This is a genomic window from Actinacidiphila sp. bgisy145, assembly GCF_057708125.1.
Window position 1 is genome coordinate 1 of sequence record NZ_JBYIRL010000051.1, and the last position, 25,844, is coordinate 25,844.

General features: G+C 72.5%; 18 protein-coding genes. 5 read left to right on the forward strand and 13 right to left on the reverse strand.

Annotated elements, in window-relative coordinates; all coding sequences use genetic code 11:
- The 5 genes from AC3ERT_RS32210 to AC3ERT_RS32230 form a co-directional block, all read right to left on the reverse strand.
- Positions 1-123 (reverse strand): LacI family DNA-binding transcriptional regulator (locus AC3ERT_RS32210; RefSeq protein ID WP_435137136.1); only part of this gene is annotated, 123 nt, incomplete at its 3' end.
- A 126-nt stretch (positions 124-249) separates the two neighbouring features.
- Positions 250-1,911, reverse strand: coding sequence for a glycoside hydrolase family 13 protein (locus AC3ERT_RS32215; protein ID WP_435178372.1), 1,662 nt, complete (start codon positions 1,909-1,911; stop codon positions 250-252).
- Between the two features lie 159 nt (positions 1,912-2,070).
- The gene (locus AC3ERT_RS32220; protein ID WP_335982552.1) at positions 2,071-2,979 is read right to left on the reverse strand and encodes a carbohydrate ABC transporter permease; all 909 of its coding nucleotides are present in this window, start codon (positions 2,977-2,979) and stop codon (positions 2,071-2,073) included.
- Between the two features lie 23 nt (positions 2,980-3,002).
- Complete coding sequence (locus tag AC3ERT_RS32225; protein ID WP_435137127.1) at positions 3,003-3,950, reverse strand: carbohydrate ABC transporter permease; 948 nt, start codon at positions 3,948-3,950, stop codon at positions 3,003-3,005.
- A 177-nt stretch (positions 3,951-4,127) separates the two neighbouring features.
- Positions 4,128-5,498, reverse strand: a complete 1,371-nt coding sequence (locus AC3ERT_RS32230) for an ABC transporter substrate-binding protein (protein WP_435178374.1) — start codon at positions 5,496-5,498, stop codon at positions 4,128-4,130.
- Positions 5,499-6,045: 547 nt separating this feature from the next.
- On the opposite strand from AC3ERT_RS32230, the gene AC3ERT_RS32235 reads away from it, so the two are divergent.
- A complete protein-coding gene (locus AC3ERT_RS32235) occupies positions 6,046-9,018 on the forward strand; it encodes a CBM35 domain-containing protein (RefSeq protein ID WP_435178376.1) in 2,973 nt (990 codons plus the stop codon).
- Between the two features lie 49 nt (positions 9,019-9,067).
- Here AC3ERT_RS32235 and AC3ERT_RS32240 read toward each other — a convergent pair whose 3' ends face one another.
- Together AC3ERT_RS32240 and AC3ERT_RS32245 are read right to left on the reverse strand one after the other, a co-directional pair.
- Positions 9,068-10,429, reverse strand: a complete 1,362-nt coding sequence (locus AC3ERT_RS32240) for a DEAD/DEAH box helicase (protein ID WP_435178378.1) — start codon at positions 10,427-10,429, stop codon at positions 9,068-9,070.
- A 61-nt stretch (positions 10,430-10,490) separates the two neighbouring features.
- Complete coding sequence (locus tag AC3ERT_RS32245; RefSeq protein WP_435137117.1) at positions 10,491-11,297, reverse strand: LysR family substrate-binding domain-containing protein; 807 nt, start codon at positions 11,295-11,297, stop codon at positions 10,491-10,493.
- A 59-nt stretch (positions 11,298-11,356) separates the two neighbouring features.
- Here AC3ERT_RS32245 and AC3ERT_RS32250 point away from each other — a divergent pair, with 59 nt between their 5' ends.
- Positions 11,357-11,749, forward strand: coding sequence for a DUF5997 family protein (locus AC3ERT_RS32250; RefSeq protein ID WP_435178380.1), 393 nt, complete (start codon positions 11,357-11,359; stop codon positions 11,747-11,749).
- Here AC3ERT_RS32250 and AC3ERT_RS32255 read toward each other — a convergent pair.
- The 5 genes from AC3ERT_RS32255 to AC3ERT_RS32275 are packed head-to-tail and all read right to left on the reverse strand — an operon-like array spanning position 11,709 to position 18,251.
- On the reverse strand, positions 11,709-12,731 hold the full coding sequence (locus AC3ERT_RS32255; RefSeq protein ID WP_435178382.1) for an ROK family protein: 1,023 nt from the start codon (positions 12,729-12,731) through the stop codon (positions 11,709-11,711). The two genes, AC3ERT_RS32250 and AC3ERT_RS32255, sit on opposite strands and share 41 nt — an antisense overlap.
- A complete protein-coding gene (locus AC3ERT_RS32260; RefSeq protein ID WP_435178384.1) occupies positions 12,728-14,521 on the reverse strand; it encodes a dipeptide ABC transporter ATP-binding protein in 1,794 nt (597 codons plus the stop codon). The genes AC3ERT_RS32255 and AC3ERT_RS32260 overlap by 4 nt, the downstream gene beginning before the upstream one ends.
- Entirely contained in the window at positions 14,518-15,432 is a 915-nt protein-coding gene (locus AC3ERT_RS32265) for an ABC transporter permease (protein ID WP_435137105.1), read from the reverse strand. Before AC3ERT_RS32265 ends, AC3ERT_RS32260 begins: the two co-directional genes overlap by 4 nt.
- A complete protein-coding gene (locus AC3ERT_RS32270; protein WP_435137102.1) occupies positions 15,429-16,388 on the reverse strand; it encodes an ABC transporter permease in 960 nt (319 codons plus the stop codon). The genes AC3ERT_RS32265 and AC3ERT_RS32270 overlap by 4 nt, the downstream gene beginning before the upstream one ends.
- Positions 16,389-16,436: 48 nt before the next feature.
- Complete coding sequence (locus AC3ERT_RS32275; protein ID WP_435178386.1) at positions 16,437-18,251, reverse strand: peptide ABC transporter substrate-binding protein; 1,815 nt, start codon at positions 18,249-18,251, stop codon at positions 16,437-16,439.
- Positions 18,252-18,551: 300 nt separating this feature from the next.
- On the opposite strand from AC3ERT_RS32275, the gene AC3ERT_RS32280 reads away from it, so the two are divergent.
- The 3 genes from AC3ERT_RS32280 (at position 18,552) to AC3ERT_RS32290 (ending at position 22,180) form a co-directional block, all read left to right on the forward strand.
- Positions 18,552-19,802: an ROK family protein gene (locus tag AC3ERT_RS32280; RefSeq protein ID WP_435137096.1), complete on the forward strand. Its 1,251-nt coding sequence runs from the start codon at positions 18,552-18,554 to the stop codon at positions 19,800-19,802.
- A gap of 81 nt (positions 19,803-19,883) precedes the next feature.
- A complete protein-coding gene (locus AC3ERT_RS32285) occupies positions 19,884-21,407 on the forward strand; it encodes a M81 family metallopeptidase (protein ID WP_435178388.1) in 1,524 nt (507 codons plus the stop codon).
- Positions 21,408-21,439: 32 nt separating this feature from the next.
- Complete coding sequence (locus tag AC3ERT_RS32290) at positions 21,440-22,180, forward strand: copper homeostasis protein CutC (RefSeq protein ID WP_435137090.1); 741 nt, start codon at positions 21,440-21,442, stop codon at positions 22,178-22,180.
- 201 nt (positions 22,181-22,381) lie between these two features.
- On the opposite strand, the gene AC3ERT_RS32295 is transcribed toward AC3ERT_RS32290, so the two are convergent.
- A complete protein-coding gene (locus tag AC3ERT_RS32295) occupies positions 22,382-25,768 on the reverse strand; it encodes a family 78 glycoside hydrolase catalytic domain (protein ID WP_435178390.1) in 3,387 nt (1,128 codons plus the stop codon).
- Positions 25,769-25,844: the final 76 nt, after the last annotated feature.

The following is a 25,844-nucleotide window of genomic DNA, read 5'->3' on the forward strand; positions in this document are numbered from 1 at the left end:
GACGGCGGTGAGGACCGCCTGCCGGGTCGCGTCGGACACCCCGGGTTTGCCGTTGAGGACGCGGCTGACCGTCGCCTGACTGACGCCCACCCGACGGGCCACCTCGGAAAGTCTACGAGCCATGGGGCATCACTCCGTGCGTGTCGGTCGTGGGTCGTGGGCCGGGACGAAGGGGCCGCCCGGTGCGGGGCGTTCGGGGCCGGGCGGCCGCTTCGCGGGGAATGCGCGGCGGAAATGGCGGAAATGCGGTCAGGGCCGGCGCAGCCAGACGGTCGTGTCGGGCGGCAGGTGGCCGGTCGCCGGGTCGAAGTCCACGTCGCTGGCCAGGAGCAGGTGGGTGTCCGGCGGCAGCGGCGCGGGGGCGGGGGAGAGGTTGGCGAGGCAGACGAAGCCGTCGGCGCGGGTGAAGGCGAGGACGGCGGGATCGTCGACGGGGAGCCACCGGAAGTCGAGGGCGCGCAGGCCGGGTTCGCCGCGGCGCAGTGCGAGGGCGGTGCGGTAGAAGGTGAGCATGGACCCGGGCCGGCCGTCCTGGGCCTCGGCGGTGCAGGAGGCCCACTGCGCGGGCTGGGGCAGCCAGGGTGCGGCCTGGGCGGTGTCGGGGCTGAAGCCGAAGGGGGGCCGGTCGCCGGACCACGGCAGCGGGACGCGGCAGCCGTCACGGCCGACGTCGGTGCCGCCGGTGCGGTGGAAGATCGGGTCCTGCCGCAGGTCGTCGGGGATGTCCTCGACCTCCCACAGGCCGAGTTCCTCGCCCTGGTAGATGTAGTGGCCGCCGGGCAGCGCGAGCGCGAGCAGGAGGGCAGCGCGGGCGCGCCGGGTGCCGAGCGCGAGGTTGGTGGGGGTGCGGTGCTGGCGCAGGGCGTGGCCGAAGGAGGAGTCGGCCCGGCCGTAGCGGGTGACGTGCCGGGTGACGTCGTGGTTGGACAGCACCCAGGTGGGACTGGCGCCGACCGAGGCGTGGGAGCTCAGTGTGGCGTCGATGACGGTGCGCAGGGCGGCCGGGTCCCAGGGGCTGTTGAGGTAGTCGAAGTTGAACGCGGTGTGCATCTCGTCGGGCCGCAGGTAGTGGGCGAAGCGGACCGGGTCGGCGAGCCAGACCTCGCCGATCAGCGCGCGCGGCGGGGAGTAGGCCTCGGCCAGGGCGCGCCAGGAGCGGTAGATGCCGTGGACGTCGTCCCGGTCGATGTAGGGGTGCGGCAGCGGCGGGGCGGCCGGGTCGAAGTCGGGCAGGGCCGGGTCCTTGGCGGGCATGGTGGCGGAGTCGATGCGCACGCCGTCGGCGCCGCGGTCGAACCAGAACCGCAGGACGCTCTCGTGCTCCTCGCGCACCTTGGTGTTGTTCCAGTTCAGGTCCGGCTGCTCGGGGGCGAACAGGTGCAGGTACCACTCGCCGGGGGTGCCGTCGGGGTTGGTGGTGCGGGTCCAGGCCGGGCCGCCGAAGACCGACTGCCAGTCGTTGGGCGGCAGTTCGCCCGCCGGGCCGCGGCCGGGCCGGAACCAGAACAGGTCGCGGGCCTCGGCGCCGGGACCGCAGGCCAGCGCCTCGCGGAACCAGGGGTGCCGGTCGGAGACGTGGTTGGGCACGATGTCCACGACGATCTTCAGGCCGAGGGCGTGGGCCTCGGCGATCAGGGCCTCGGCGTCGGCCAGGGTGCCGAACGCGGGGTCGATCCGGCGGTAGTCGGCGACGTCGTAGCCGGCGTCCGCCTGCGGGGAGGCGTACCAGGGGCTGAACCACAGGGCGTCCACACCCAGGCCGGCCAGGTAGGGCAGGCGCTCGCGCACACCGGTCAGGTCGCCGACGCCGTCCCCGTCGGAGTCGGCGAAGGAGCGGGGGTAGACCTGGTAGATGACGGCGTCCCGCCACCACGGGGACTGCTGGGCGGCGGTGTCGTTCGCTGTGGCCACGGGGGCTGGCTCCTTGGTTGAGAGGACGTGCGCCGTTCGCGGGCGCGGCGGGGCGGGCCCGGCCGCGGCGGCCGGGCCGGCGGGGTCGGCTGGGCGCCGGGCGTGTCGGTTCGGCTGGGGGCCGGTACGTCGGCGGCGGGTCGTACCGTCCGGCGGGTCTCAGCCCTTGAGGGCGCCGGCGGACAGGCCGCCGAGGATGTGCCGTTGGAAGAAGAGGAAGAGCACGATCATGGGGACGGCCGCGATGGCCAGCCCGGCGATCATCTCGGTCGGCGGGACCTGCGTGGTGGAGGTCGACAGCCGGTGCAGGGCGACGGAGAGCGTCTGCTTGTCCGGGTCCTGGAGCACCAGCAGCGGCCACAGGAAGTCCTTCCACATCCCGACGACCGAGAAGATGGAGATCACCGCGAGGACCGGGCGGGACAGCGGCAGCACCACGCGCAGCAGCACCTGGAGCCGGCCGGCGCCGTCGATGGCGGCGGCGTCGAGGATGTCGCCGGGGATCTGGTCGAAGAAGCGCCGCAGCACGTAGATGTTGAAGGCGTTGGCCGCGCCCGGCAGCCACAGCCCCCAGGGCGAGTTGAGGAGGCTGACGTGCAGGATCGGCAGGTCGGTCACCGTCAGGTACGCGGGCACCAGGAGCGCGGCGGCCGGCAGCATCAGGCTGGCCAGCATCCCCGCGAAGACCACCTTCCCGAAGGCCGGGCGCAGCTTGGACAGCGCGTAGGCGGCGCAGACGTCGACCGCGATCTGGATGAACCAGCCGCCGACCGCGTAGTAGACGGTGTTGAGGAAGAAGTGCGCGATGTCCATCTGCGTCCAGGCGTCGTGGTAGGCGGCGAGGTGGACGGACTTCGGCAGCAGGGTGGGGGTCTGGGCGGCGAACTGCTTGGGGGTCTCCAGCGCGGACGAGGCCATCCAGTACAGCGGGAACAGGAAGGCCGCGCAGAAGACCAGCACGGTCACGGTCAGCACGGCGAAGTACACGCGCCGGTTGCGGGGGCGGGCGAGCTCCTGGTCGGAGAGCAGGCTGCGGGTCGCCGGCGAGGAAGGCGTGGTCGTGGACATGGGGTGGGTTCCTTCCCCGGGTGTCAGTCGGCGTCTCGGGTCAGCCGCAGATAGAGCGCGGCGAAGACCCCGAGGACGGCGAAGAGCAGCACGCTCATGGCCGCGGCCAGGCCGAAGTCGTTGTTGACGGCGAAGGCGTAGCGGTAGATCAGCGTCATCACGGTGATCGTGGACGGGTCGGTGAAGCCGGTCATCTGGAACGGCTCGATGAACACCTGCATCGTGGCGATGATCTGCAGGAGGAGCAGGACCAGCATGATGAACCGCATCTGCGGCAGCGTGACGAACCGCAGCCGGGCCCAGATGCCGGCGCCGTCCAGTTCGGCCGCCTCGAACAGCTCCCCGGGGATCGACTGCAGAGCGGCCAGGTACATCAGCGTGGCCCCGCCCATGTTGGCCCAGGTCGAGACCAGCACCAGAGAGATCATCGCGGTGTGCGGGGACTGCACCCACTGCGAGGTGGGCAGGTGCGCCCCGCGCAGGACGGTGTTGAACAGGCCCTGGCCCGGGTCGTAGAAGTACTGCCACAGCATGACGCTGACGATCGGCGGCAGCATCACCGGCAGGTAGACCGCCACCCGGAAGAAGCCCTTGAAGTGCCGCAGCTCGTTGAGCAGGACCGCGATCACGAACGGCACCGCGTACCCCAGCACCAGCGCCAGGCCGGTGAACTCGGCGGTGTTCTTCCACGCCGTCCAGAACAGCGGGTCGGCGAACAGGTGGCGGTAGTTGGTCAGCCCCACCCACTGCGGGTCGGTGATCAGGTTGTCCTGCTGGAAGCTGAGGATCACCCCGCGCACCAGCGGGTACCAGGAGAAGTACGCGAAGCACAGGATGCCGGCGGCGAGGAAGGCGTAGGCCATCGCGTTGTCGGCGATCCGCCGCCGCAACCGCGAGCCGCGCACCGTGCGCGGGTCGGGGCGTACGTGGGGACGCGCGTCGGGACGGTGCGGCGCCAGGGACGTCGCCATAGGGGTTCTCCTCGAAGCTGGATGGGTACCGGCCCGCGGCCGCCGCGACGGGGATCGACGGCCGCGGCGGGCATGCCGGGCGGGCACCGCGGCCTGGTGGCGGCGGTCCGCGGGCCGCGCCGTGCGGTCAGGGCTGTGCGCGGCCCGCGGACGAAGGGACGGAGTGGGCGGGGCTGCCTACTGCCCGGCGAGCAGGGAGTCGACCTGCCGGGAGGCGGACGACAGCAGACCGTCGATGTCGGCGTCCTTCTGCGTGAGCACCTTGGCCATCACCGTGTCCAGCACCGCGTAGATCTGCTGGGCCTTGGGCGGCTCCAGGTTCAGCGGGACGGAGCCGGCCGCCTTCTCGAACGGGGCGTAGTTGGCCACCGGCTGGTTGGCGTACTTCTTGTCCGCCGCCGCCTTGGTCCGCTCCGCCGCCCCGGTCCAGATGTTCGGCTCGGGCAGGCCGACGGGCTGCTTGTTGGCCGCGGCGCGCTGCTGGCCCGCGGTGATCCGGTCGGGGTTCTCGTACTTGAACATCACCCACGCCAGGGCGGCCTTGATCTGCGCGGGGGAGTCCTTCGGGTTGAACATGAACCCGCCGCCGCCGGCCAGCGTGCCCTTGCCGTCCGGCATCGGGCCCAGCCCGTAGTCGTTCGGGTCGCCCTTGTACTGCGAGGCGATGGTGGGGATGTTGTCGGAGGTGGCCAGGTACATGCCCAGCTTGCCCGAGCCCATCATCTGGAGCAGGTCGGCCCACTCCAGCAGTTGCCGCTGCCCCATCGAGCCGTCGGTCCAGCGCATGTCGTGCAACTGCTGGAGGACGGCCTTGCCGGTGGCGTTGTCGAAGTCGGCCTTCCAACTCCCGTCGCCCTGCTGCTTGGCCACGTCACCGCCGCGTGAGTACATCTCGGCGGTGAAGTGCCAGCCGCCGGTGTTGGACTTGCTGTAGTCCCCGTAGCCGACGGTGCCGTGGCCGAGGGCGGCGATCTTCTTCGCGTCCGCGCGGACCTCGTCCCAGGTGGTGGGCGGCTGGTCGGGGTCGAGGCCGGCCTGCTGGAACAGCTTGCGGTTGTAGACCAGGCCCATCGAGTAGTTGCCCTCGGGCACGCCGTAGCTGTGGCCCTGCGCGTCCTGGAAGACCTTGCGCAGCGCCGGCTTGACCTGCGCGGACGCCGGATAGTCCGTCAGGTAGTCGGTGATGTCCGCGGCCTGGTGCTTGGCGATGAGGCCGGCCGGGTCGGTGAAGTAGACGTAGAAGGCGTTCTCCAGCTGCCCGCCCGCCAGCTTGGTGGCGAAGGTCTGCGGGTCCATCTGGCCCTCGTGCGGCACCACCTTGATCTTGGGGTGCGCCTTCTCGAAGGCGGCCACGTCCTGCAGGAAGATCTTGCGGTTCACCGGGTCGGTCTTGGCCGGCATGTCGTTCACCGTGATGGTGACGCTACCGTCCTTGGACGCGGAGCCTTTCGAGGTGCCGCCGCAGCCGCTCGCGGTGAGAGCCAATGCCGCCGCCGCGGCGACGACGACGGCGATGCGGGCTCTGCTGCCCGCCGGGAAACCGGTCATGGATCGTCCCTGAAGTGGAAATGGGGAAGCAGGGGCTCTGCCTCCCCCGAGGTGACGCACAAGTTACGTGCCTCTTCACCTCATGGCAATACGTAAATGCAAAGACGCAAATCGGGGACCGCTTGATGGAACGGGTGCGCAAAAAGCTTACGAAACGGCGTGCAAAACCACGACGTGCGGTGCGGCGGTCCGGCCGGGGCTTCGCCGGGGCTTCCGCCCAGGTCCCAGGGGTGTGCAGGCGGCGGCTGCCCGCGGGCGGGACGGGTTCCGGCGGGGGCGCGGACGGGTCGACGGCCCGCCCGCGGAAGGGCGCGCAAGCGCGCGGCAAGAAGCGGACACCGCACCCGCGCTGCCGCCGCGCCCCGTTTTCACGCGCTTCCACCGAATTCGCCGCCCCTGCTGGGAACTCCCGCCGCGCAAACCCGAAAACGCCCGGAATATGGCGCGCGGCGGTCCGCGAATTCCGGTGGAACGTATTGCCCGGCGGTTAACGCCGCGCTACGTTGCGCGTCACCTCATTCCGCCTCCCCGATTCGGGAGACCCCTCATGCCCCACCATCCTTTCGCCGTACACCGCCGGGCGGTCCTACCGCTGCTGTCGGTCGCCGCGCTGCTGGCCGTCGTCGTCGCGCTGCTCGGCTGGCCCGGGACACCTGCGTCCGCGGCCTCGACCGGCACGACCTACCAGGCGGAGTCGGCGACGCTGTCCGGCGGCGCCAGTGTGCAGAGCGATCACACCGGGTACACCGGCAGCGGCTTCGCCGGCGGTTTCACCGACGGCAACAAGGGCTCCGCCGCAGCCACCTTCACCGTCACCGCGAGCGCGGCCGGCAGCACCCCGGTGACCCTGCGGTACGCCAACGGCACCGGCTCCACCCGCACCCTGTCGGTCTACGTCAACGGCACCAAGGCCCTCGCCACCTCCCTGGCCGCCACCGCCGACTGGGACACCTGGGCCACCCGCACCGAGAACCTCACCCTGGCCGCGGGCGCCAACTCGATCGCCTACCGCTTCGACAGCTCCGACAACGGCAACGTCAACCTCGACGACATCACCGTCACCCCGGCCGCCGCCCCCGCGGCCGGGCAGTACGAAGCGGAGTCGGCGACGCTGTCCGGCGGCACCAGTGTGCAGAGCGACCACACCGGGTACACCGGCAGCGGCTTCGTCGGCGGTTTCACCGACGGCAACAAGGGCTCCGCCGCCGCCACGTTCACCGTCACCGCGAGCGCGGCCGGCAGCACCCCGGTGACCCTGCGGTACGCCAACGGCACCGGCTCCACCCGCACCCTGTCGGTCTACGTCAACGGCACCAAGGCCCTCGCCACCTCCCTGGCCGCCACCACCGACTGGGACACCTGGGCCACCCGCACCGAGAACCTCACCCTGGCCGCGGGCGCCAACTCGATCGCCTACCGGTTCGACAGCTCCGACAACGGCAACGTCAACCTCGACAACATCACCGTCGGCACCACGACCACGTCCCCGCCGACCACGCCGCCGACGTCCCCGGGCGGCGGCAGCGGCAGCGCCCCCGGCCAGGCGTACCAGGCCGAGACCGCGTTCTCCACCGGCGGCCCCTCGACGGCCACCGCACTGTCCGGATACACCGGCAGCGGCTACCTGACCGGCTTCACCGCCACCGGCGCGCAGACCGTCGTCGACGCCTTCGCCGCGTCCGCCGGGACGTACCCGGTCGCGGTCACCTACCGCAACACCACCAGCTCGGCGCAGACCCTCTCCCTCTACCTCAACGGCGTGCGCTCCACCCAGCTCAGCCTGCCCGCCGCGAACGACTGGGCCTACGTGACGAGCCAACTGCCCCTGCGCGGCGGCCTGAACCTCGTCGGACTCCAGCACGACAGCGGCGACACCGGCGACGTGGCCATCGACAGCGTCTCCGTCGACGGCGGAACCGCCCCCGCCGCCCAGGGCGCCACCGTGCCCTGGACCGAGTACCGCGCCGCGAGCGCCTCGACCACCGGCAGCGTCCTGCCGGCCGGCCGCAACTACCCGAGCCTGGCGGCCGAGTCCACCGCGCGCAGCGCGGTGCAGCTGAAGAGCACCGGGCAGTACGTCCAGATCACGCTCACCAAGCCCGCCAACTCCGTGGTGGTGCGCTACAGCATCCCCGACGGCTCCGGCACCAAGCCGCTGTCGCTGTACGCCGGCAGCACCAAGGTCACCGACCTCCAGACCACCGACGCCTTCTCCTGGCTGTACGGGGACGGCTACAACGACACCAACACCCCCGACTCCACCACCGGGCACCACTTCTACGACGAGGTCCGCTACCTCAACGCCACCACCTGGCCGGCCGGCACCGTCCTGAAGCTGCAGAAGGACGCCGCCGACACCGCCGCCTCCTACACCGTCGACGTCATCGACACCGAACTCGTCGACCCCGCCTACACGATGCCGGCCGGCTACGTCTCCGCGAGCACCTACGGCGTCACCCCCGGCAGCGGCGACGTCACCTCCGCGCTGACCAGCGCCGCGAGCCAGGCGGCCGCCGCCGGCAAGGGCCTGTGGCTGCCGGCCGGCACCTACAGCATCTCCGGCCGCGTCAACCTGGCCAACGTGTCGCTGCGCGGCGCCGGCCCCTGGTACACCACCCTCCAGTCCACCGCCCCCAACGGCGACGGCGGCCTGTTCACCACCGGTGGACGCAACCAGATCGCCGACCTGACCATCTCCGGCGACCAGACCTGGCGCAACAACAACCAGGGCGCCGCCGCCATCGAGGGCACCTTCACCGCCGGATCGCTCATCTACGACGTGTGGACCGAGCACGCCAAGGTCGGCATCTGGGCCGCCCCCGGCACCGGCCTGCTCGTCTCGGGCGTGCGGGCCCGCGACATCTTCGCCGACGGCATCCACCTCCACGGCGGCTCCGACGGCAGCCGCGTCGAGCAGTCCTCGGTCCGCAACACCGGCGACGACAACATCGCGCTGGACACCGAGGGCGGCGACGTCACCCACTGCACGGTCTCCCACAACACGGTCCAGCTCCCGGTGCTGGCCAACGGCATCGGCGTCTACGGCGGCGGCAGCAACACCGTGGAGAACAACGCCGTCAGCGACACCGTCGTCAACGGCTCCGGCATCACCGTCACCACCTACTTCGGGCAGAACTTCTCCGGACCCACCACCGTCCGCGACAACCTCCTCCAGCGCACCGGCTCCTACCACAAGAACTGGAGCACCGACATCGGCGCGCTGTGGATCTACGCCGCCGACCAGGGCGACATCCTCCAGCCGATCTCCGTGACCGGCAACACCATCACCGACAGCACCTACCAGGCCGTCCTGCTCAGCTACGACCACAAGATCGCCGACATCACGCTCGACCACGACACCATCAACGGCGCCGGGACCTACGGCATCGACATCTACGACGTCACCGGCGCCATGATCATCAGCAACACCACCGTCACCGGCGCCTCCTCCGGCGGCCTGTACCTCGACGGATCACCCGGCTTCACCGTCACCAAGGGCGACGGGAACAGCGGGCTGTAACCCTCACCGGGGACCCGCCGGGCGCAGGCGCTCCGCCCGCGCCCGGCGGTCAGCGGGCCTTGCGTACGCGCGCGGCCCTGCGGGCCTCGGTCATCGCGCGCGCCTCCGCGGCCTTGCGGGACTCCTTCTTCGGGCGCCCCGTACCGGTGCCCAGCCCCCGGAACGGTGCCTTGCCGGTCTTCTCCCTGTCCTGCACCGGTGGACGCCTGGCGCCGGTGATGCCGGTCAGTGCCGCCTCGCCGGAGCGGACCCCGGTGACCGTGGGCCGGATGCCGGCGTCCGACATCATCCGGTTCACGTCCCGGCGCTGGCCGGGCGTGACCAGGGTGACCACGCTGCCGGACTCCCCGGCACGCGCTGTGCGTCCACCGCGGTGGAGGTAGTCCTTGGGGTCGGCGGGCGGGTCCACGTTGACGACGAGGTCCAAGTACTCGATGTGGATGCCGCGGGCGGCGACGTTGGTGGCCACCAGCACGGTGATCCCGCCGTCCTTGAACTGGGCCAGCGTGTGCGTGCGCTGCGGCTGCGACTTCCCGCTGTGCAGGGCGCCCGCCCGTACACCGCTGCTCCGCAGGTGGCGGGTGAACTGGTCCACACCGTGCCGGGTGTCCAGGAACATCAGCACGCGCCCGTCGCGGGCCGCGATCTCGGTCGCCGTCGCGAGCTTGTCGGCGGGATGGACGTGCAGTACGTGGTGCTCCATCGTCGCGACGGAGCCCTCCGCCCGGTCGACCGCGGCGTGCACCGGCTCGCTCAGGTACTGCCGGACCAGCTGGTCGACGTTGCCGTCGAGCGTCGCGGAGAACAGCATCCGCTGCCCTCCGGGCGGCATCCGGTCCAGGATCTCCGTGACCTGCGGCAGGAAACCCAGGTCGCACATCTGGTCCGCCTCGTCCAGCACGGCGATCCGCACCCGGTCCAGGTGGCAGTCCCGCCGGGCCACCAGATCGGCCAGCCGTCCCGGCGTCGCCACCACGACCTCGGCACCCGCCCGCAGGGCCGCGACCTGCCGGTTCACCGACAGTCCGCCGACCACGGCCGCCGAGCGCAGCCCGACCGCCTGCGCGTAGGGGGCCAGCGCCTCGTGCACCTGCTGGGCGAGTTCCCGCGTCGGCACCAGGACCAGCGCGAGAGGGTGCTTCGGTGCGGCGCTGCGGCCCGCGGTGCGCGCGAGGAGCGCGAGCCCGAAGGCCAGGGTCTTGCCCGAGCCGGTCCGCGCGCGGCCGAGGATGTCCCGGCCGGCCAGCGCGCTCGGCAGGGTGGCCGCCTGGATCGGGAACGGTTCCCGCACCCCGCGCGCCTCCAGCACCCGCACCAGCGCGTCCGGGAGGTCCAGCTCCGCGAACGAACCTGCCGTCCGATCGGACCTGCCGGGCCCAAAGCGGCCGGCGGACGGCTGCTTCGTCGTCATGGGGTCCTGGTCCTTCCTCGTGTCGGCAGCCCCGAACCGACGGGGCCCCTTGTCCGGTGGGCTACGAGCGGCGGCGGGGTTTGCCGCGCCCGCCGCCCGTACTGCCGCTCCTGCGGGTGGGTTTCGCGCTGGAGCCGGACCCGCCGCGTGCGGGCTGCCGGCGCCCGTCCGCCGCCTTGCCCGGGCTCTTGCCCTGGGTGCCCTGTGCGGTCTGCGCGGTCCGGCCGCCCTGTGCGGTCCGGCCCGGAAGGGGACGGCCGCGGGTGCTGTTGACGGTGCGCCCGCGCACGATGCCGATGAGGTGCTCCACCAGGTCGGTCGTCCCGTCCTGCGACCAGGACAGGGCGACGCGGGACTCGGGGGCGCCCGGGACCGGCCGGTAGGTGAGGTCCCTGCGGTGGTGCAACCGGGCCAGGGACTGCGGGACCAGCAGCAGGCCCACGCCCGCCGCGACCAGTTCCACGGCGTCCGCGGTGGTGGCGGGGCGCTCTCTCGCGGGCTGCCCCGGCAGCTTCTCCCAGGTGAGGGTGGAGTCCAGCGGGTCCAGCACGATCTCGTCGGCGAGGTCGTCCACGGTCACCTCGTCGACCGCCGCGAACAGGTGGTCCTTGGGGACGACGACCACCGTCGTCTCCGTGTAGAGCGGGATCGCGCTGAGGTCCGGCCCGTCCACCGGAAGCCGGACGAATCCGGCGTCCGCGCCGGACCCGCGGTCCCGCAGCACGCCGAACGCCTCCGCGGCGGTCACCTGCACCAGGGTGAGCGGGATCTCCGGCAGCCGCTCGTTCCAGATCCGCACCCACTTGCTCGGTGTCACACCCGGAACGTATGCGAGCCGGAACGAGGAGGGTGCTTCCGAGCCTGTCACGTCACCAGGCTATCCGCTGCTGGTCAAAGGCGGCACGCACGCTCGTTATCCTTGACGGCATGACGTCGCAGCAGACCACCCAGACCATGAAGCCCGCGACGGCGGCGAAGAAGCTGGGCGTGTACCTCCCGGCCACGCCCGCCGGGTTCCAGGAGGGTGTCGTCTCCCGCGCCGAGCTGAAGGCACTCCAGACCGATCCTCCCGAGTGGCTGGTGGAACTGCGGCGCCGCGGACCGCACCCGCGGCCGGTGGTTGCCGCCAAGCTCGGCGTGTCCATCACGGGCCTGGCACGCGGCGGCGTCACCGAGGCGCTCACCACCGAGCAGATCGAGGCGCTCAAGCAGGACCAGCCGGAGTGGCTGGTCCAGGAGCGCACCGTGCAGGCCGAGTTCCGCAGGGAAGTGGTGCGGATCAAGGAGAAGAACGCGGAGCGCGCGGCCCGTACCCACTGACCGGCGCAGCCTCGGCGGCCGGTGCGGCGCCGGCCGGCGATCCCGCGCGCAGTTCCGCGCGCGCCCGGGACGCCGCCCCGATCGCGACCGCGTCGCTGCCCAGCAGTGCCGGGACCAGCCGGATCGGACAGCCGCTGACCGGTGGTTCGGCGGCCAGGGCGGCGAGCACCATCGGTTCCAGCAGCGGCCAGGCGCGGCTGACGCCGCCGCCGATCACGACCGTGGTGACGTCGACCATGCCGGCCGTGATCAGGATCGCGCGCGCGAGGGCCGCCCCTGCCGCCTCGAACACCGCGAGCGCGTCCCGGTCGCCGGCGGCGGCCGCGGCGGCGACCCCGCGCGCGTCGGTGTCCCGTCCGGTGCGCTCGGCGTACCGGGCCGCCAGCGCGCGGCCCGAGGCGAGGGTCTCCAGGTGGCCCCGGCCGCCGCAGGAGCACAGGAGCTCGCCGAAGCCGGGGATGTGGCCGATCTCCCCGGCCGCGCCGTGCGGTCCGTCCATGAGGGCGCCGTCCACCCACAGGGCGCCGCCGACGCCGGTGCCGAGCGTCATGCCCAGCGCGTGCGACTCGCCCGCGACGGCGCCGCGGGCGACTTCACCGCGCAGGAAGGCGTTGACGTCGTTGTCGAGGAAGGCGGGCACGTGGAGTGCCGCCTGGATGGTGCCGGTCACCGCGAACCCGGCCCAGTCCGTGAACGAGTCACTGGCGACCAGCACATGGCCGGTACGCGTGTCGACGATGCCGGCCGCCCCGACGCCGACCCCGGCCAGTCGTGACGGCACGCGGTCGAGCAGCAGCCGCAGCCCGTCCAGCACCGTCCCGACCATGGCGCCTCCGCCCTCGGTGGCGGGCGTGGCGAGTTCGACGCGGTCCAGGACCTCCAGGGACTCGGTGCACAGGATGACCTGTGTGGTGGTGCCGCCGATGTCCACCCCGGCGAAGACCGCTCGCGTGGGCCGCGGTGGCGCGGGTGTCGTCGTCACGCGGTCACGCCCGATCCGCCGGCGGCCGATCCGTCCCTGCCGGGCCCCTCGGCCCCGGTCTGCCGTTCGGCGCGCCGGCGGCGCTGGAGCACCGGGTCGGGGACGGGGACGGCCGCCAGCAGGCGGCGGGTGTAGTCCGTCGCCGGATGCAGCAGGGTCACCTCGCTGGGGCCCTGCTCCTCGATCCGGCCGGCCCGCATGACGACGACGCGTGCGGCGAAGTCCTGCACCACGGCGAGGTCGTGGGAGACGAACAGGCACGCGAAGCCGAGGTCGTCCTGGAGTTCGGTGATCACTTGAAGGACCGCTTCCTGCACGCTGACGTCGAGCGCGCTGGTCGGCTCGTCGGCCACCAGCAGCCGCGGATCGAGCACGAGCGCCCGGGCGAGGCTGACCCGCTGGCGCTGGCCGCCGGACAGCTCGCGGGGGGTGCGCCGGGCGAAACCGCGCGGCAGCCGGACCCGGTCCAGGATGTCCGCGACGCGGTCCTGGCGCTCCTTCGACGACATCCGGCGGCGGTGGACGCGCAACGGCTCCGCGACGCACTCACCCACCGACATACGGGCGTCGAGCGAAGCCACCGGGTCCTGAAGGACGACACCGACGCCGGACCGCAGGGAGCGGCGGGACCGCGCGGAGACCTTCCGCAGGTCGGCGCCGAAGAGGGTGACGGTGCCGGCGGTGGGGCGCACCAGCCCGAGCGCGACGCGGGCCGCGGTGGACTTGCCCGATCCCGACTCGCCGACCAGGCCGACGGTCTCGCCGGGCCGCACGCTCAAGGACACGTCGTCCAGGGCGCGTACCGCGCCGCGCCCGCGGCCGAAGGCCACGGTCACCGCCCGCAGGTCGACCACGGACTCGGCGGACCCGGCGGCTCCCGCGGACCGGGCAGATCCGGACGTCGCGGAGGCGCCGGACTTCGTGCCCGTGCCCGCCGCCACGCCCCGGGGCGCCGCCTCTTCGGGTTCCGCCACCGTCAGGCGCGGCACCGCCGCCAGCAGCCGTTTGGTGTAGTCGTGGCGCGGGCGCAGCAGGACGTCCTCGACGGGTCCGGTCTCGACGATCTCGCCCTGGAGCATGACGGCGACACGGTCGGCGAAGTCGGCCACCACGCCCATGTTGTGGGTGACCAGCAGCACTCCGGTGCCGGTCTCGGCGGTGAGGCGGCGCAGCAGGTCGAGGATCTCGGCCTGCACGGTGACGTCGAGGGCCGTGGTGGGCTCGTCGGCGATGAGCAGCACCGGGTCGTTGGCGATCGCCATGGCGATGACCACGCGCTGGCGCTGGCCGCCGGACAGTTCGAAGGGGAACGCGGACGCCCGCCGGGCCGGTTCGGGAATGCCGACGCGGCGCAGCAGTTCGACGGCGGCCTGCCGTGCCTCGCGGGCGGACAGCGGGCGGTGGTTGCGGATCACCTCGGCGATCTGGTCGCCGATCCGGGTGAGCGGGTCCAGGGCGGTGGCCGGCTCCTGGAAGACCATGGAGACGGTGCGGCCCCGCAGCCGGGCCAGTTGGTTCTCGCCGGTGGCCACCACGTCGGTGGCGCCCAGCCGGGCCCGTCCGGTGGCGTGGGCGTTGTCCGGCAGCAGGCCGATGGAGGCGAGCGCGACGGTGGACTTGCCGGACCCGGACTCGCCGACCAGGGCGAGGGTCTCGCCGGGCCGGACGTGCAGTGACACCCCGCGTACGGCGGGCACGTCCCCGGTCTCGGTGGAGAAGACCACGCTGAGGTCGTCCAAGTCGAGGATGGCGTCCCCCGCGGCCGCGGTGGGGTGTTCGGCGGCGTTCATCGGCGTCCTCTCACGTCGAAGGCGTCACGGAGCCCGTCGCCGATGGCGTTGAAGGCGCACACCACGAGGATGACGGCAAGGCCCGGCGGAAGGATCAGCCACCAGCGGCCGGAGTACGTGGCGGTCAGGCCCGCGGAGAGCATGCCGCCCCAGTCGGTCTTCGGCGGCTGGAGGCCGAGCCCCAGGTAGGACACGTACGCCACGAGCAGGATGGCGTCGGCGACCTGGAAGGTGGCCGCCACCACGATCGTGGAGACGGAGTTGGGCAGGATGTGCCGCCCGACGGCCCGGGTGTGGGTGCCGCCGATGGCGCGCAGGGTGTGCACGTAGTCGCGGTTCTTCAGGGTGAGGGTCTCGGCCCGCACCAGGCGGGAGGGGACCAGCCAGGAGACCAGGCCGAGGATCACGATCAGTCCGAGGACGCCCGGGGTGGAGATGGCCGAGACCACCAGGAGGATGAACAGCGCGGGGATCGCGATGCCGGCGTCGACGACGCGCATCATGGCCGCGTCGACCCAGCCGCCGGCGTATCCCGCGGCCGCGCCCCACAGGGTGCCGATGACGGTGGCCAGGACGCCCGCGGCCAGACCCACCACGAGGGAGACCTTGCCGCCGTACATGAGCCGGCCCAGTTCGTCGTGGCCGACCGCGTCGGTGCCCAGCAGATGGCTCCCGCTCGGTGCGAGGTTCACCTCGGTGAGCGTGGTGTGGATCTGGTCGGTGGAGTACAGCAGCGGGCCGGCGAAGCAGAACAGGAAGAACAGCACGACCACGGCGAGACCGACCACGGCCAGCCGGTTGCGGGCGAACCTGCGCAACGCCAGGCGCAGTCCCGCGGCGGCGACCGGGTCGGCCGGCTCGGCCGCCGGCCCGTCGCCGGGCAGCCGGCCCGGCTGGAGTACGGCACTCATGCGCGGTCCTCCTTCACTCGGGGATCGATGATCCGCTGGACGATGTCGGCGAGGAGGGTGCCCACGACGGTGGCGACGGCGATCACCAGCACGCAGCCGAGCAGCACCGGGTAGTCCGACGACTGCGCGGCGGTCCAGAACAGCAGCCCCATGCCGGGGTAGTTGAACAGCTGCTCGACGACGAGGGCGCCGCCGAAGAGCACCGGTACGTAGTAGCCGAGCATCGCCACGACCGGGGTGAGCGAGTTGCGGAACACGTGGCGCCGCAGGATCGCGCCGCGCCGCGAGCCGCCGGCCCGGGCGGTCCTGACGTAGTCCTCGGAGAGGTTCTCCAGCGTGGCCGCTCGCATGTACCGGCTGAAGACCGCCACGACGGAGGCGGCGCCGGCCACCACGGGCAGGACCAGCCCGGCCGGATCGGCGAAGACCTGCGCGAGGGAGTCGCCCTGCGGGGCCTGCGCGGGGAACCAGGGCAGAACGTGGCTGAAGACCAGCACCAGGATCAGGCCGAGGAAGTACACCGGCGTGGAGTAGGCGACGAAACTCAGCGTGGTGATGACGTAGTCGACCGGCTTGTTGCGCCGGACGGCCTGCCACATGCCCAGCGGCACCGCCAGCAGCAGCCCGACGAGCGCGGACAGCACCGTGAGGACCAGCGTCTTGGGCAGGCGCTGCACGATGAGCTGGGAGACCGGCTCGTTGAGCGTGTAGGAGGTGCCGAGGTCCCCGTGCAGCAGGCGGCCGAGGTAGGCGCCGTACTGCACGGGCAGCGGCTGGTCGAGGTGCTGGGCGTGGTCGAACTGCGCGATCTGCTGGGGGGTGGCCTGCGGGCCGAGGATTCCGCGCGCGGGGCCCCCGGGCAGGGCGTGCAGCAGGCAGAACGTCGCCACCGTCACGATGAGGATCACCGCGATGGCCTGCAGGACGCGTCTAGCCAGGTACAGGTAAGTGTTCATCGACTTCCGAACGGTTCGATCAGTGCCGTCGTGGGACCCGGACCGGGCTCACTTGCCGGTCCACTGCCACTGGGCGGGGTGGAAGTCGGCCAGCGAGTCCTGGGCGAAGCCGCCGAGGCCGTTCCTGATGACCGAGATCTGGTAGTCGGGCTCGGGCAGCCAGACCACCGGCAGGTCCTTGGCCAGGGCCGCGCTGTACTGCTGGACCGCGGTGTCGGACGTCGACGTGGTCGACTGCGCGATCAGCTTGTCGACCTGCGGGTTGGAGTAACTGCCGAAGTTCGAGCCGCCCTTGGTCTGGAAGAGCGAGTCGCCGGTGGGGAAGGCGGGGAAGTACCAGCTGCCGGCGGTGCCGAAGAAGGACAGCTGCCACTTGCAGGACGCCTGGTCGGAGGTGCACTGCGGGGTCTGGGCGAGCACCGAGTTGACCGGCGCGGTCTTGATCGAGAAGCCGATGCCGGTCTTGGCGAGCGACGACTGGATGGCGCTCATCATGTTGTCGGTGACGGTCGATCCGGACTGGGAGAGCACCTGCATGCGGAACTCGGTGCCCTTGGCGACACCCGTGCCGCACTGGCTCGCGGCGGAGCCGGGCCGCACGCAGGTCATCGTGCCGCCCTGGTCGGCCCAGCCGTGCGCGGTCAGCAGCGCCCTGGCCTTGGCGGTGGAGAACGGGTACGGGTTGTCCTTCTGCGCCGCCGAGACGAAGTCGGAGCTCTGCGCCTGCGGGACCGGCCCGTAGCCGGGGACGGCGGTGCCGTTGAAGATGACCTTGGCCAGGCTGTCCTGGTCGATGGACTCCTGCACGGCCTGCCGCGCGTACAGCTGCTTGAACACCGCCCCCATCGCGGGGTTGTCGAAGTTGTAGGGCATGTACGTGACCGCCCAGCCGGTCCACGGCTTGACGGTGTAGCCCTGACCGGTGAAGGACGCCTTCTGGTCCAGGTCGGTGGCGTTGATGTAGCCGTAGTCGACCTGCCCGGATCGCAGCGCGTTCTCCTCGGCGGCGGTCGTGGTGAACGGCAGCAGGTTCACCGTCGGGATGTGCGCCTTCTCGCCGCCGTCGTACTTCTTGTTCGCCGTGAGCACGACCTTGCCCGCGGTGGAGAACGAGCGGACCGTGTACGGCCCGCTGACGGTCTTCCACAGCGGGTCCGAGGCGTACTTGGAGATGTTCTTCGCCGCCGAGTTCAGGAACGTCCACACCTGCTTGGCACCGGCCGTGGTCGTGTCGGCGTCACTGACGGCGGCGGAGGCGGAGGTGCGGTCCCACAGGTGCTGCGGCAGCGGCGTGATCTGGCTCAGCTCGTTCGCCAGCATCCACTGGTCGTTGTAGGACCGGTCGAACGTCAGGGTGAAGCGGTGGTCGTCCAGGACCTTCAGGCCGGTCCAGTTGTCGGGCGCCTTTCCGGCGCTGTAGCCGGCCCACTGCGCTTTGTTCGCCTTGATGACGTTGAACCAGAACTGGACGTCCCGGGAGGTGATCGGTTTGCCGTCGCTCCAGTGCCGGTCCCCGAGTGTCACGGTGACGCTCCTGCCGTCCGCAGCGAAGTCCGCCGCGGAAGCTATCGACGCCTTCTTGTTCCAGTTGATGGTGCCCGTGGAGCCGTCGTAGGCGACCAGCGGCTCCCACAACGAGGCAGCTATCGAGACGTTGTTGGTGTTGAGGTGGGCCGGAGTGCCGATCGGCAGTATCCAGTTCGGCGTGAAGTTCGCGGGCAGCGCGTAGTTGATGGAACCGGACGACGCGGACGACGACGAGCCGTTCGCTCCGTTGCAGCCTGCGAGCAGCGATCCGGCGGCGAGCGCGGCGCCCGCCACCAGGGCCCAGCGGCGGCGTTCCGTCGTGCGGACAGGAAACATGATTCTCCTCAGGTGGACGACCGCTGGAACCGGATATACCGGAAACTTCTGGGACCGGCGGGTGCGGAACAGTCAACGACGTCTCCGGTCGAAAAAACAAACCCCTGTTGATAACAAGTATGTTTCTGCTGTTTCGAAAAAAGGTCCGCCGCATCGACCGAAGAGGCCCGATTTCCCGGCAGTGGCGGGGTTTCCGGTCCGGTGGCCGGGATTCTCCGGAGGGCGGACGCCCCTTCCTCCGGAAGCCTTCCGGGCGTACTGTCGGCGCCGTCCACCGTCAAATCGGAAGTAAGTTTCTCCATGCCCGACGTAAGTCCGCCGCACAGGAACAGCGCCTCCGGCACACCGTCGCTCGCCGAGCGCGTCCTGGAACTCATCGCCTCCGGGCAGGGCACCTCGCGCGCCGAACTCGCCGAGCGGCTGGGCGCGTCGGCGTCCACGATCTCGCTGACCGTCGGCCAGTTGGTCAGCCGCGGACTGGTCGCCGAGCACGGCACCAGCGCGTCCACCGGCGGCCGTCCCCGCAAGATCCTGCGGATCGGCGCCACCGACGAGTTCGCGGTCGCCGCCGACCTCGGCGGACGGCACGCACGCATCGGCGTGGTGCTGCCCGGCGGGGAGCTGACGGACGTCTCCACGGTGCCGTTCGCCATCGCCGACGGGCCCGAGGTCGCCCTGCCGGAACTGGCAGAGACCCTGGAAGCACTGGCCGAGGGGCACGGGCGCAGGAGGCTGCGGGGTGTCGGTGTCTCGCTGCCCGGGCCGGTGGACGTGCAGTCCGGGGCCGCCACGCTGCCCTCACGGATGCCGGGCTGGAACAGGTTCCCGGTCGCCGACTGGCTGCAGGACCGGTTCGGCGTGCCGGCCGCCGTGGAGAACGACGCCAACTGCATGGCGGTCGGCGAGCACGCCGTCCAGCCCGTGGAGCGGCGCCAGTCGATCATGGTGAAGATCGGCTCCGCGATCGGCACCGGCATCATCGTCGACGGCAAGCTCTACCGGGGCGCCACCGGCGCGGCCGGCGACATCACCCACGTCCGGATCGACGCGGCCGGCGACACCCCGTGCTCCTGCGGCAACACCGGCTGCCTGGAGACGGTCGCCTCCGGAGCGGCCCTGGTCCGCATCCTGCGCGAGCGCGGCGCGGCGGTCGCGTCCCTGGCGGACGTGGTGCGGCTGGCGTCCGACTCCGACCCGCTGGCCACCGGCGCCGTGCGCCAGGCCGGCAGCTACCTGGGCACCGTCCTCGCCGCGAACGTGAACTTCTTCAACCCCGACGCCGTGTACCTCGGCGGCATCCTGTCCACCCTCGAGCCGTTCGTCGCCGCGGTCCGCAGCCGCCTCTACGAGGGCTGCCACCCGCTCGTCACCGAGCACCTGACCATCGCCCGGGCCAGCCTCGGCGCGGACGCCGGGCTGTTCGGCGCCGGCCTGTTCGCCCTGCAACGCGCCATGGCCCGGGCGCTGCACGACGCGACCGAGGCCGTCCCCGCCGGCGCAGGTGCTCTGCCCAGGACCCACCCGCGCGGCCCGGCGCGCCTCGACGGCTGACCGGCGGCCGCGCGTGCCGCGCGGCCGCCACTGCCGCCACGCCGACGTAACCCCCGACCCCGACCACCGCAGGAGCAGCCCATGCCGCGTTCCCGAACTCCCGTAGCCCGCCCGGTCATCGCCATCGCCGGGATCGGCATCGAGTCCTCGACGTTCTCGCCCGCCCGCACCCAGGCCCCCGCCTTCCACCCGTCGCGCGGCGAGCAGGTGCTGGAGCGCTACCCGTTCCTCGCACCGGGCGAGCCGCTGCGGGAGGCGGCCGCATGGCACGGCGCGCTCGTCGGCAAGTCGCTGCCGGGCGGCACCGTCACCGCGGCGGCCTTCGCCGAACTGTCGGACGAACTCATCGCCCGCCTCGCGGACCTGCCGCCGCTGGACGGCCTCTGGTACGACATCCACGGCGCGATGACCGTCGAGGGTGTCGACGACGCCGAGGCGGTGCTGCTGGACCGAATCCGGGCCACCGTCGGTCCGGACGTCATCGTGTCCACCTCGATGGACCTGCACGGCAACGTCTCCCGCGAACTGGCCCACCGCAGCGACCTGATCACGTGCTACCGGATGGCACCGCACGAGGACCACATGGAGACCAAGGAGCGCGCGGTCCGCAACCTGGTGGACCTGCTGGTGACGGGCGTGCCCAGGCCGTTCAAGGCGTGGGTGCCGGTGCCGGTGCTGCTGGCCGGCGAGCAGACCTCGACCCGGATCGAGCCGGCCAGAAGCGTCTACGCCGCGGTCGCCGAGGTGGAGGCGCTCGACGGCGTCACCGACGCGGCGATCTGGGTCGGCTACGCGTGGGCCGACGAGCCCCGCAACCGCGCGGCGGTGGTCGTCACCGGTCCCTCGCGGGACGCTGTCGCCGCGGGCGCGGAGCGCCTGGCCCGGGGGTTCTGGGACCGCCGCAGGGAGTTCGGGTTCGTCGCGCCGACCGGCACGCTGGACGAGTGCCTGGACCAGGCGCTGTCCTCGGCGCGGCGCCCGTACTTCGTCAGCGACACCGGCGACAACCCCACGGCCGGCGGGGCGGGCGACGTGACCTGGGGACTGGCCCGGGTGCTGGCCCGGCCGGAGTTCCGCGACGCCGGCGGGCCGACGGTCCTGTACGCCTCCGTGCCCGGCCCGGCGGCGGTGGCGCGGGCCCGGCAGGCAGGAGTCGGCGCGACCGTGACGGTGACGGCGGGCGCCGAGGTCGACGACCGGCACGAGGGACCGCTGACGATGACGGGCGTCGTGCACGCCGTGCGGGACGGCGACCGGGACGCGCGGACCGAGGTGGTGCTGCGGGTCGGCAGCGTCTTCGTGATCCTCACGGAACTGCGCAAGCCCTACCACCACGAGCACGACTTCACCGACCTGGCGCTCGACCCGCGCGGCGCGGACATCGTCATCGTCAAGATCGGCTACCTCGAACCCGAGCTGTTCGCGATGGCCGCGGACTGGAAGATGGCGCTCACCCCCGGCGGTGTCGACCAGGACCTGGTGCGGTTGGGCCACCACCGCATCCGCCGTCCGATGTTCCCCTTCGACCCGGACATGGCCGCGCCGGACCTCACCGCCCGCCTGATCGCGCCCTCGGACGAGCCGCTGACCGGGGGCGACGAGTGAGCTCGGCGCGGCGTCTGCAACTGGAGATCGCCGTGGCGAGCCCCGCCGGCGCCCGGGTTGCGAGGCAGGCGGGGGCCGATCGGGTGGAGCTGTGCTCGGCCCTGGAACTGGGCGGAGTGACCCCGTCGGGCGCGCTGGTCGCGGCGGCGTGCGCGGTCGGACCCCCGGTGCACGTCCTGGTCCGCTGCCGCCCGGGCGACTTCGTGTACGACGCGGAGGAGGTGGCGCTCATGGCCGCCGAGGTGCGCGAGGCGGTGGCCGCGGGTGCGGCGGGCGTGGTGGTCGGCGCGCTGACCTCGGCCGGTGCCCTGGACACCGGGGCGATGCGAAGACTGCTGGACGCGGCCGCCGAAGCGGGGAGCGCGGCCGGCCGCCCGGTCGGGGTGACCGTGCACCGGGCGATCGACCAGGCGGCCGACCCGGTGGCCACGGCCGTCCTGGCGGCCTCGCTGGGCGCCACCCGCATCCTGACCTCGGGCGGGGCGGTGACCGCGCCGGCCGGGGCCGGGACGATCGCCGCGATCGCCGCGGCCGTCCCCGCCACCGAGGTGATGGCCGGCGCGGGCGTCGGACCCGGTGACGTGGCAGCGCTGGCGGCCACCGGTGCGGCGGCGGTCCACCTGTCGGCGAAGCGGGCCGCGCCCGCCCGGCGGGGTGGGACGTGGGTGCCGATGGGTCCGGCGAGCGGCTCGGCCGGCACCGACACCCACTTCGTCACCGACCCGGAGATCGTGGCGGCCGCGCGGGCAGAGGTCGACGCCGTCAACCGCTGAGCACGGCCGCCGCCCCTGGCGCCGGTCGTCACCGCGCGGGGCCGGAGCGCCTGCCGACCCGTCCGCCGCAGGAGTGTTCCCGTGTGCGCGACAGGCCCCGGACCCGCCGCGCTGCCCACCGCCGCCCCCCCGGCCGCGTCACCGGCGCCTTTCGCGGGCCGCGGGGGCGCCGGGCGGGGCGTCAGTTCACGGCCGTGCGGCTCACGGCCGTGCGGCCCGGAAGGACCACGCGCCCGTGCCGACGCGGTACACCGCCGTGTCGGCGTCGCGGCGCACCAGCACCGCGCCGCGCGACGGCGTCACGACGGCCTTCGCCCCGCCGGCCGGGGCGAGCGGCACCGCCACCGTGGCGCTGGTGTTGGGCGGCACGGACACCGCCAGCGACAGGGACGTGCCCGAGCGCCGCCAGGAGCTGGCGACGCGGCCGTGCGGAGTGTCGTAGGTGGCGTCGACCGTGGTGAGGTCGCCGACGACCGCCGGGGCCAGTGCGAGTTCGGAGAAGGCCACCGAGTCGGCGGTCTGGGTGATGCCGCCGAGCCCCGCGGTGAACCACTCCTCCAGCGCGCCGAGCATCCAGTGGTTCTGCGAGGCGCTGGTGCCCATGCCGCCCCACGACTCGGCCAGTGACGTCGAGCCGGTGGCCACCATGTGCCCGTAGCTGGGGTAGGTGGTCTGGGTGGCGATGTCCCAGATGACGTCGTGCCGGCCGGCGCCGGCCAGCACCCGCAGGGCCGCGGGCAGGCCGACCTCGCCGACCTCCAGGTGGTTGCCCGCGGCGCGGATGGCGGCGATCAGCGTGGCCAGCACCGCCGCCGACCGCGCCGCCGGCACGAAGCCGGCGTCGAGCGCCAGCGCGTTGCAGGCCTGGCTGCCCGACGCGTAGGTGGCGCCGGACGCGTCGAGGTAGGCGGCGTTGAAGGCGGCGGTGATCCGGGCGGCCAGCGCGTCGTACCGCTTCGCGTCGCTTCTCTCGCCCAGGACGCCGGCGATGTGGGCCAGCGTCGTGGCCAGCCGCTTGTAGGCGTAGGTCTGCACCACCTTGGTCGGGGTGGTGGTCTCCACCGACTCCCAGTCGCCGAGGCCGCCGTCGAGCAGGTCTCCCGAGGCGAGGCCGCCGAGGTATTCCAGGTAGCGCTTCATCGCCGGATAGGTGGAGCGCAGGGTCGAGGTGTCGCCGTAGGCGCGGTACAGCTGCCACGGCACCAGGACGATGGAGCCGCCCCAGTTGGCGTCGTAGCGGTAGGCGCCGGCGAACAGGGCGATCTCCGGTGCGGTGGTGGGCACCATCCCGTCGGGGGCCTGCGCCTCGATCATGTCGCGCACGAGCTTGCGGCCGTACGCCTCGATGTCGTAGTTGCGGGTGGCGGCGCCGAGGGCCAGGCCGGTCTGGTCCAGCCAGCCGAGCTTCTCGCGGTGCGGGCAGTCGGTGAACACCGAGTACATGTTGCTCTGCACGGACCGGTCGATGATGGTGTGGATGCTGTTGAGCAGGTCGTCGGAGCAGGTGAAGGAGCCCGCCTCGGGGTTGGCGGTGCGCAGGACGAGGGTCTTGGCGTCACCGAGCGAGGGGGCCCGGGGCAGGCCCCGCACCTCCAGGTAGCGGAAACCGTGGTAGACGAAGCGCGGCTGCCAGATCTCCTCGCCTGAGCCGGCCGTCACATAGGTGTCGTAGATCGGTTTGCCGGTGGTCGACTGGTCGACCGTGCCGGCCGCGGTCAGCTTCTCGCCGGGCAGCATCGTCACCGTGGTCCCGGCCGGGCCGCTCATCCGCAGTTGCTGCCAGCCCGCGCTGTTGGTGGCGAAGTCGATGACGTACACGCCCTCGGAGGGCGAGGTGATCGCGACGGCGGGGTGGACGTCGACGATCTCGATGGGCGGGGCGAGCCGTCCCACCAGGGCGGTGCCCGGCGCGGGCGGGGCGGTGACGGCCGCCTGCTGCCAGGCGCGGCGGTCGCCTTCGGGGTGGTCCCAGCGGGGCTGCACGCGGCGGGCGTCGAAGTCCTCGCCGCCGTACCAGTTGCTGAACGTGGTCGGGCCGAGCGCCGTCAGCCAGCTGCCGTCGGTGGCCACGGTGTGGCTGCGGCCGTCGGTGTAGCGGATCTCCAGCTGGGCGATCAGCCGCGGCGGCCCGAAACCGGCGGTGGCCTTGATGTAGCGGCTGGGGTTGTCGAGGGTGTTGAAGACGTCCCACATGCCGTTGCCGATCTCCACGCCCACGGTGTTGCGGCCGCTCGCCAGCAGCTTCGTGACGTCGTACGTGGCGTACGGCACCTCGGTCAGGACGTTGGTGTTCGGCGGTTCGAGGACCGCGGTGCCCGCGGCGCGGCCGTTGACGGTGGCGGCGTGGATGCCGGCCGCGGAGATGTACAGCCGGGCCCTGGCCACCTCGCCGGAGACGGTGAAGTCCTTGGCGAACAGCGGCAGTGCGGCCGGCGCGTCGTGCATGCTGGAGGGCGGGTAGGGCTTGTCGTCCTTCTTCACGTCGGCGACGCCGGTGAAGGGCCCGGCCGGGTCGTCGGCGGCCGAGACGCTGAACGTCCTGGGGTAGTCCGGGGTCATGCCCCACTGGCTGGGCGCGTCCCAGCGCTGGTAGACCACCACCGAGTCGAACGTGACGGCCGAGCCCAGGTCGAGCGTGAGCACCACCGGGTCGTCGGAGATATCGGTGTCGGACCGGACACTGCTCTGGTAGCCGTACGGCGCCTGCGTCGAGGTGAGCTTGCCGTCGGTGAGGTACTCCGGAGCCCACTGCCCGGGCACGGTCAGGGTGTCGGACGCGGTGACGGGCGCGCCGTGCGCCAGGTCCACGCCGGGGCGGGCGGAGTCCCGCACGGCGATCTCGGATATCTGCAACTGCGGCTTCCAGTGGGCGGTGTCGTCGAGCGCCGACGCGGGACGGCCCAGGTCGGTGACGGTCACCCGGACATAGCGCGCGGTCCGGGGTGCCGCCAGCTGCGCGGTGACGCCGTAGGGCTGCTCCCACTCGGCGTTGCCGATCCACCGCGCCGCCCAGTCGCCGGCGTCGAGCAGGCCGGTCTCCCACACCGCGGGCGCGCTCCACGCCGTCGCGCCGCCCTGCTCGTCCCACACCCGCACCCGCCAGAACGCCTGGGTACGGGCCGGGACCGGCTTGCCGCCGTAGGGGACCGAGAAGGTGCGCGCGCCGCTCACCCGGCCGCTGTCCCACAGGTCCGGGCGCCCCCGGCCGAGCGCGGCGGCGCTGGTGGCGACCTGTACCTGGTACGCCTTCTGCCGCACCGCGGCCGCGGTGGGCGCGGCGCCGGCCGGCAGGCCCAACCGCCAGCTGAGGGTGGGGCGTTCGACGTCGATGCCGAGCGGGTCGGTCATCGCCGCGGCCCGCAGGCCGAGGGGGGTGACGCCTCGGGCGGCGGCCGCGGGCGTCCCCTTGGCGGCGTCCGCGGCGGCGCTCGACACGCCCGCCGCGCTCAGGCCGAGGGCGCCGATCGTCCCGCCGCCCAGCAGCAGGAACTGCCGGCGGCTGGTACCGGCGGCCCCGGCGTCCTGCCGGGTGTCGTCGCGGACCTCTCCTGGCGTGTGGCGCCGCGGGTCGGACTCGGGTCCGGGCATGGCGTTCTCCTTCTGATGTGAATCGTTTCATTTACGGCGCGCGCGGAGCCCGGTGGGGCGTGCCGCGGGGATGTCC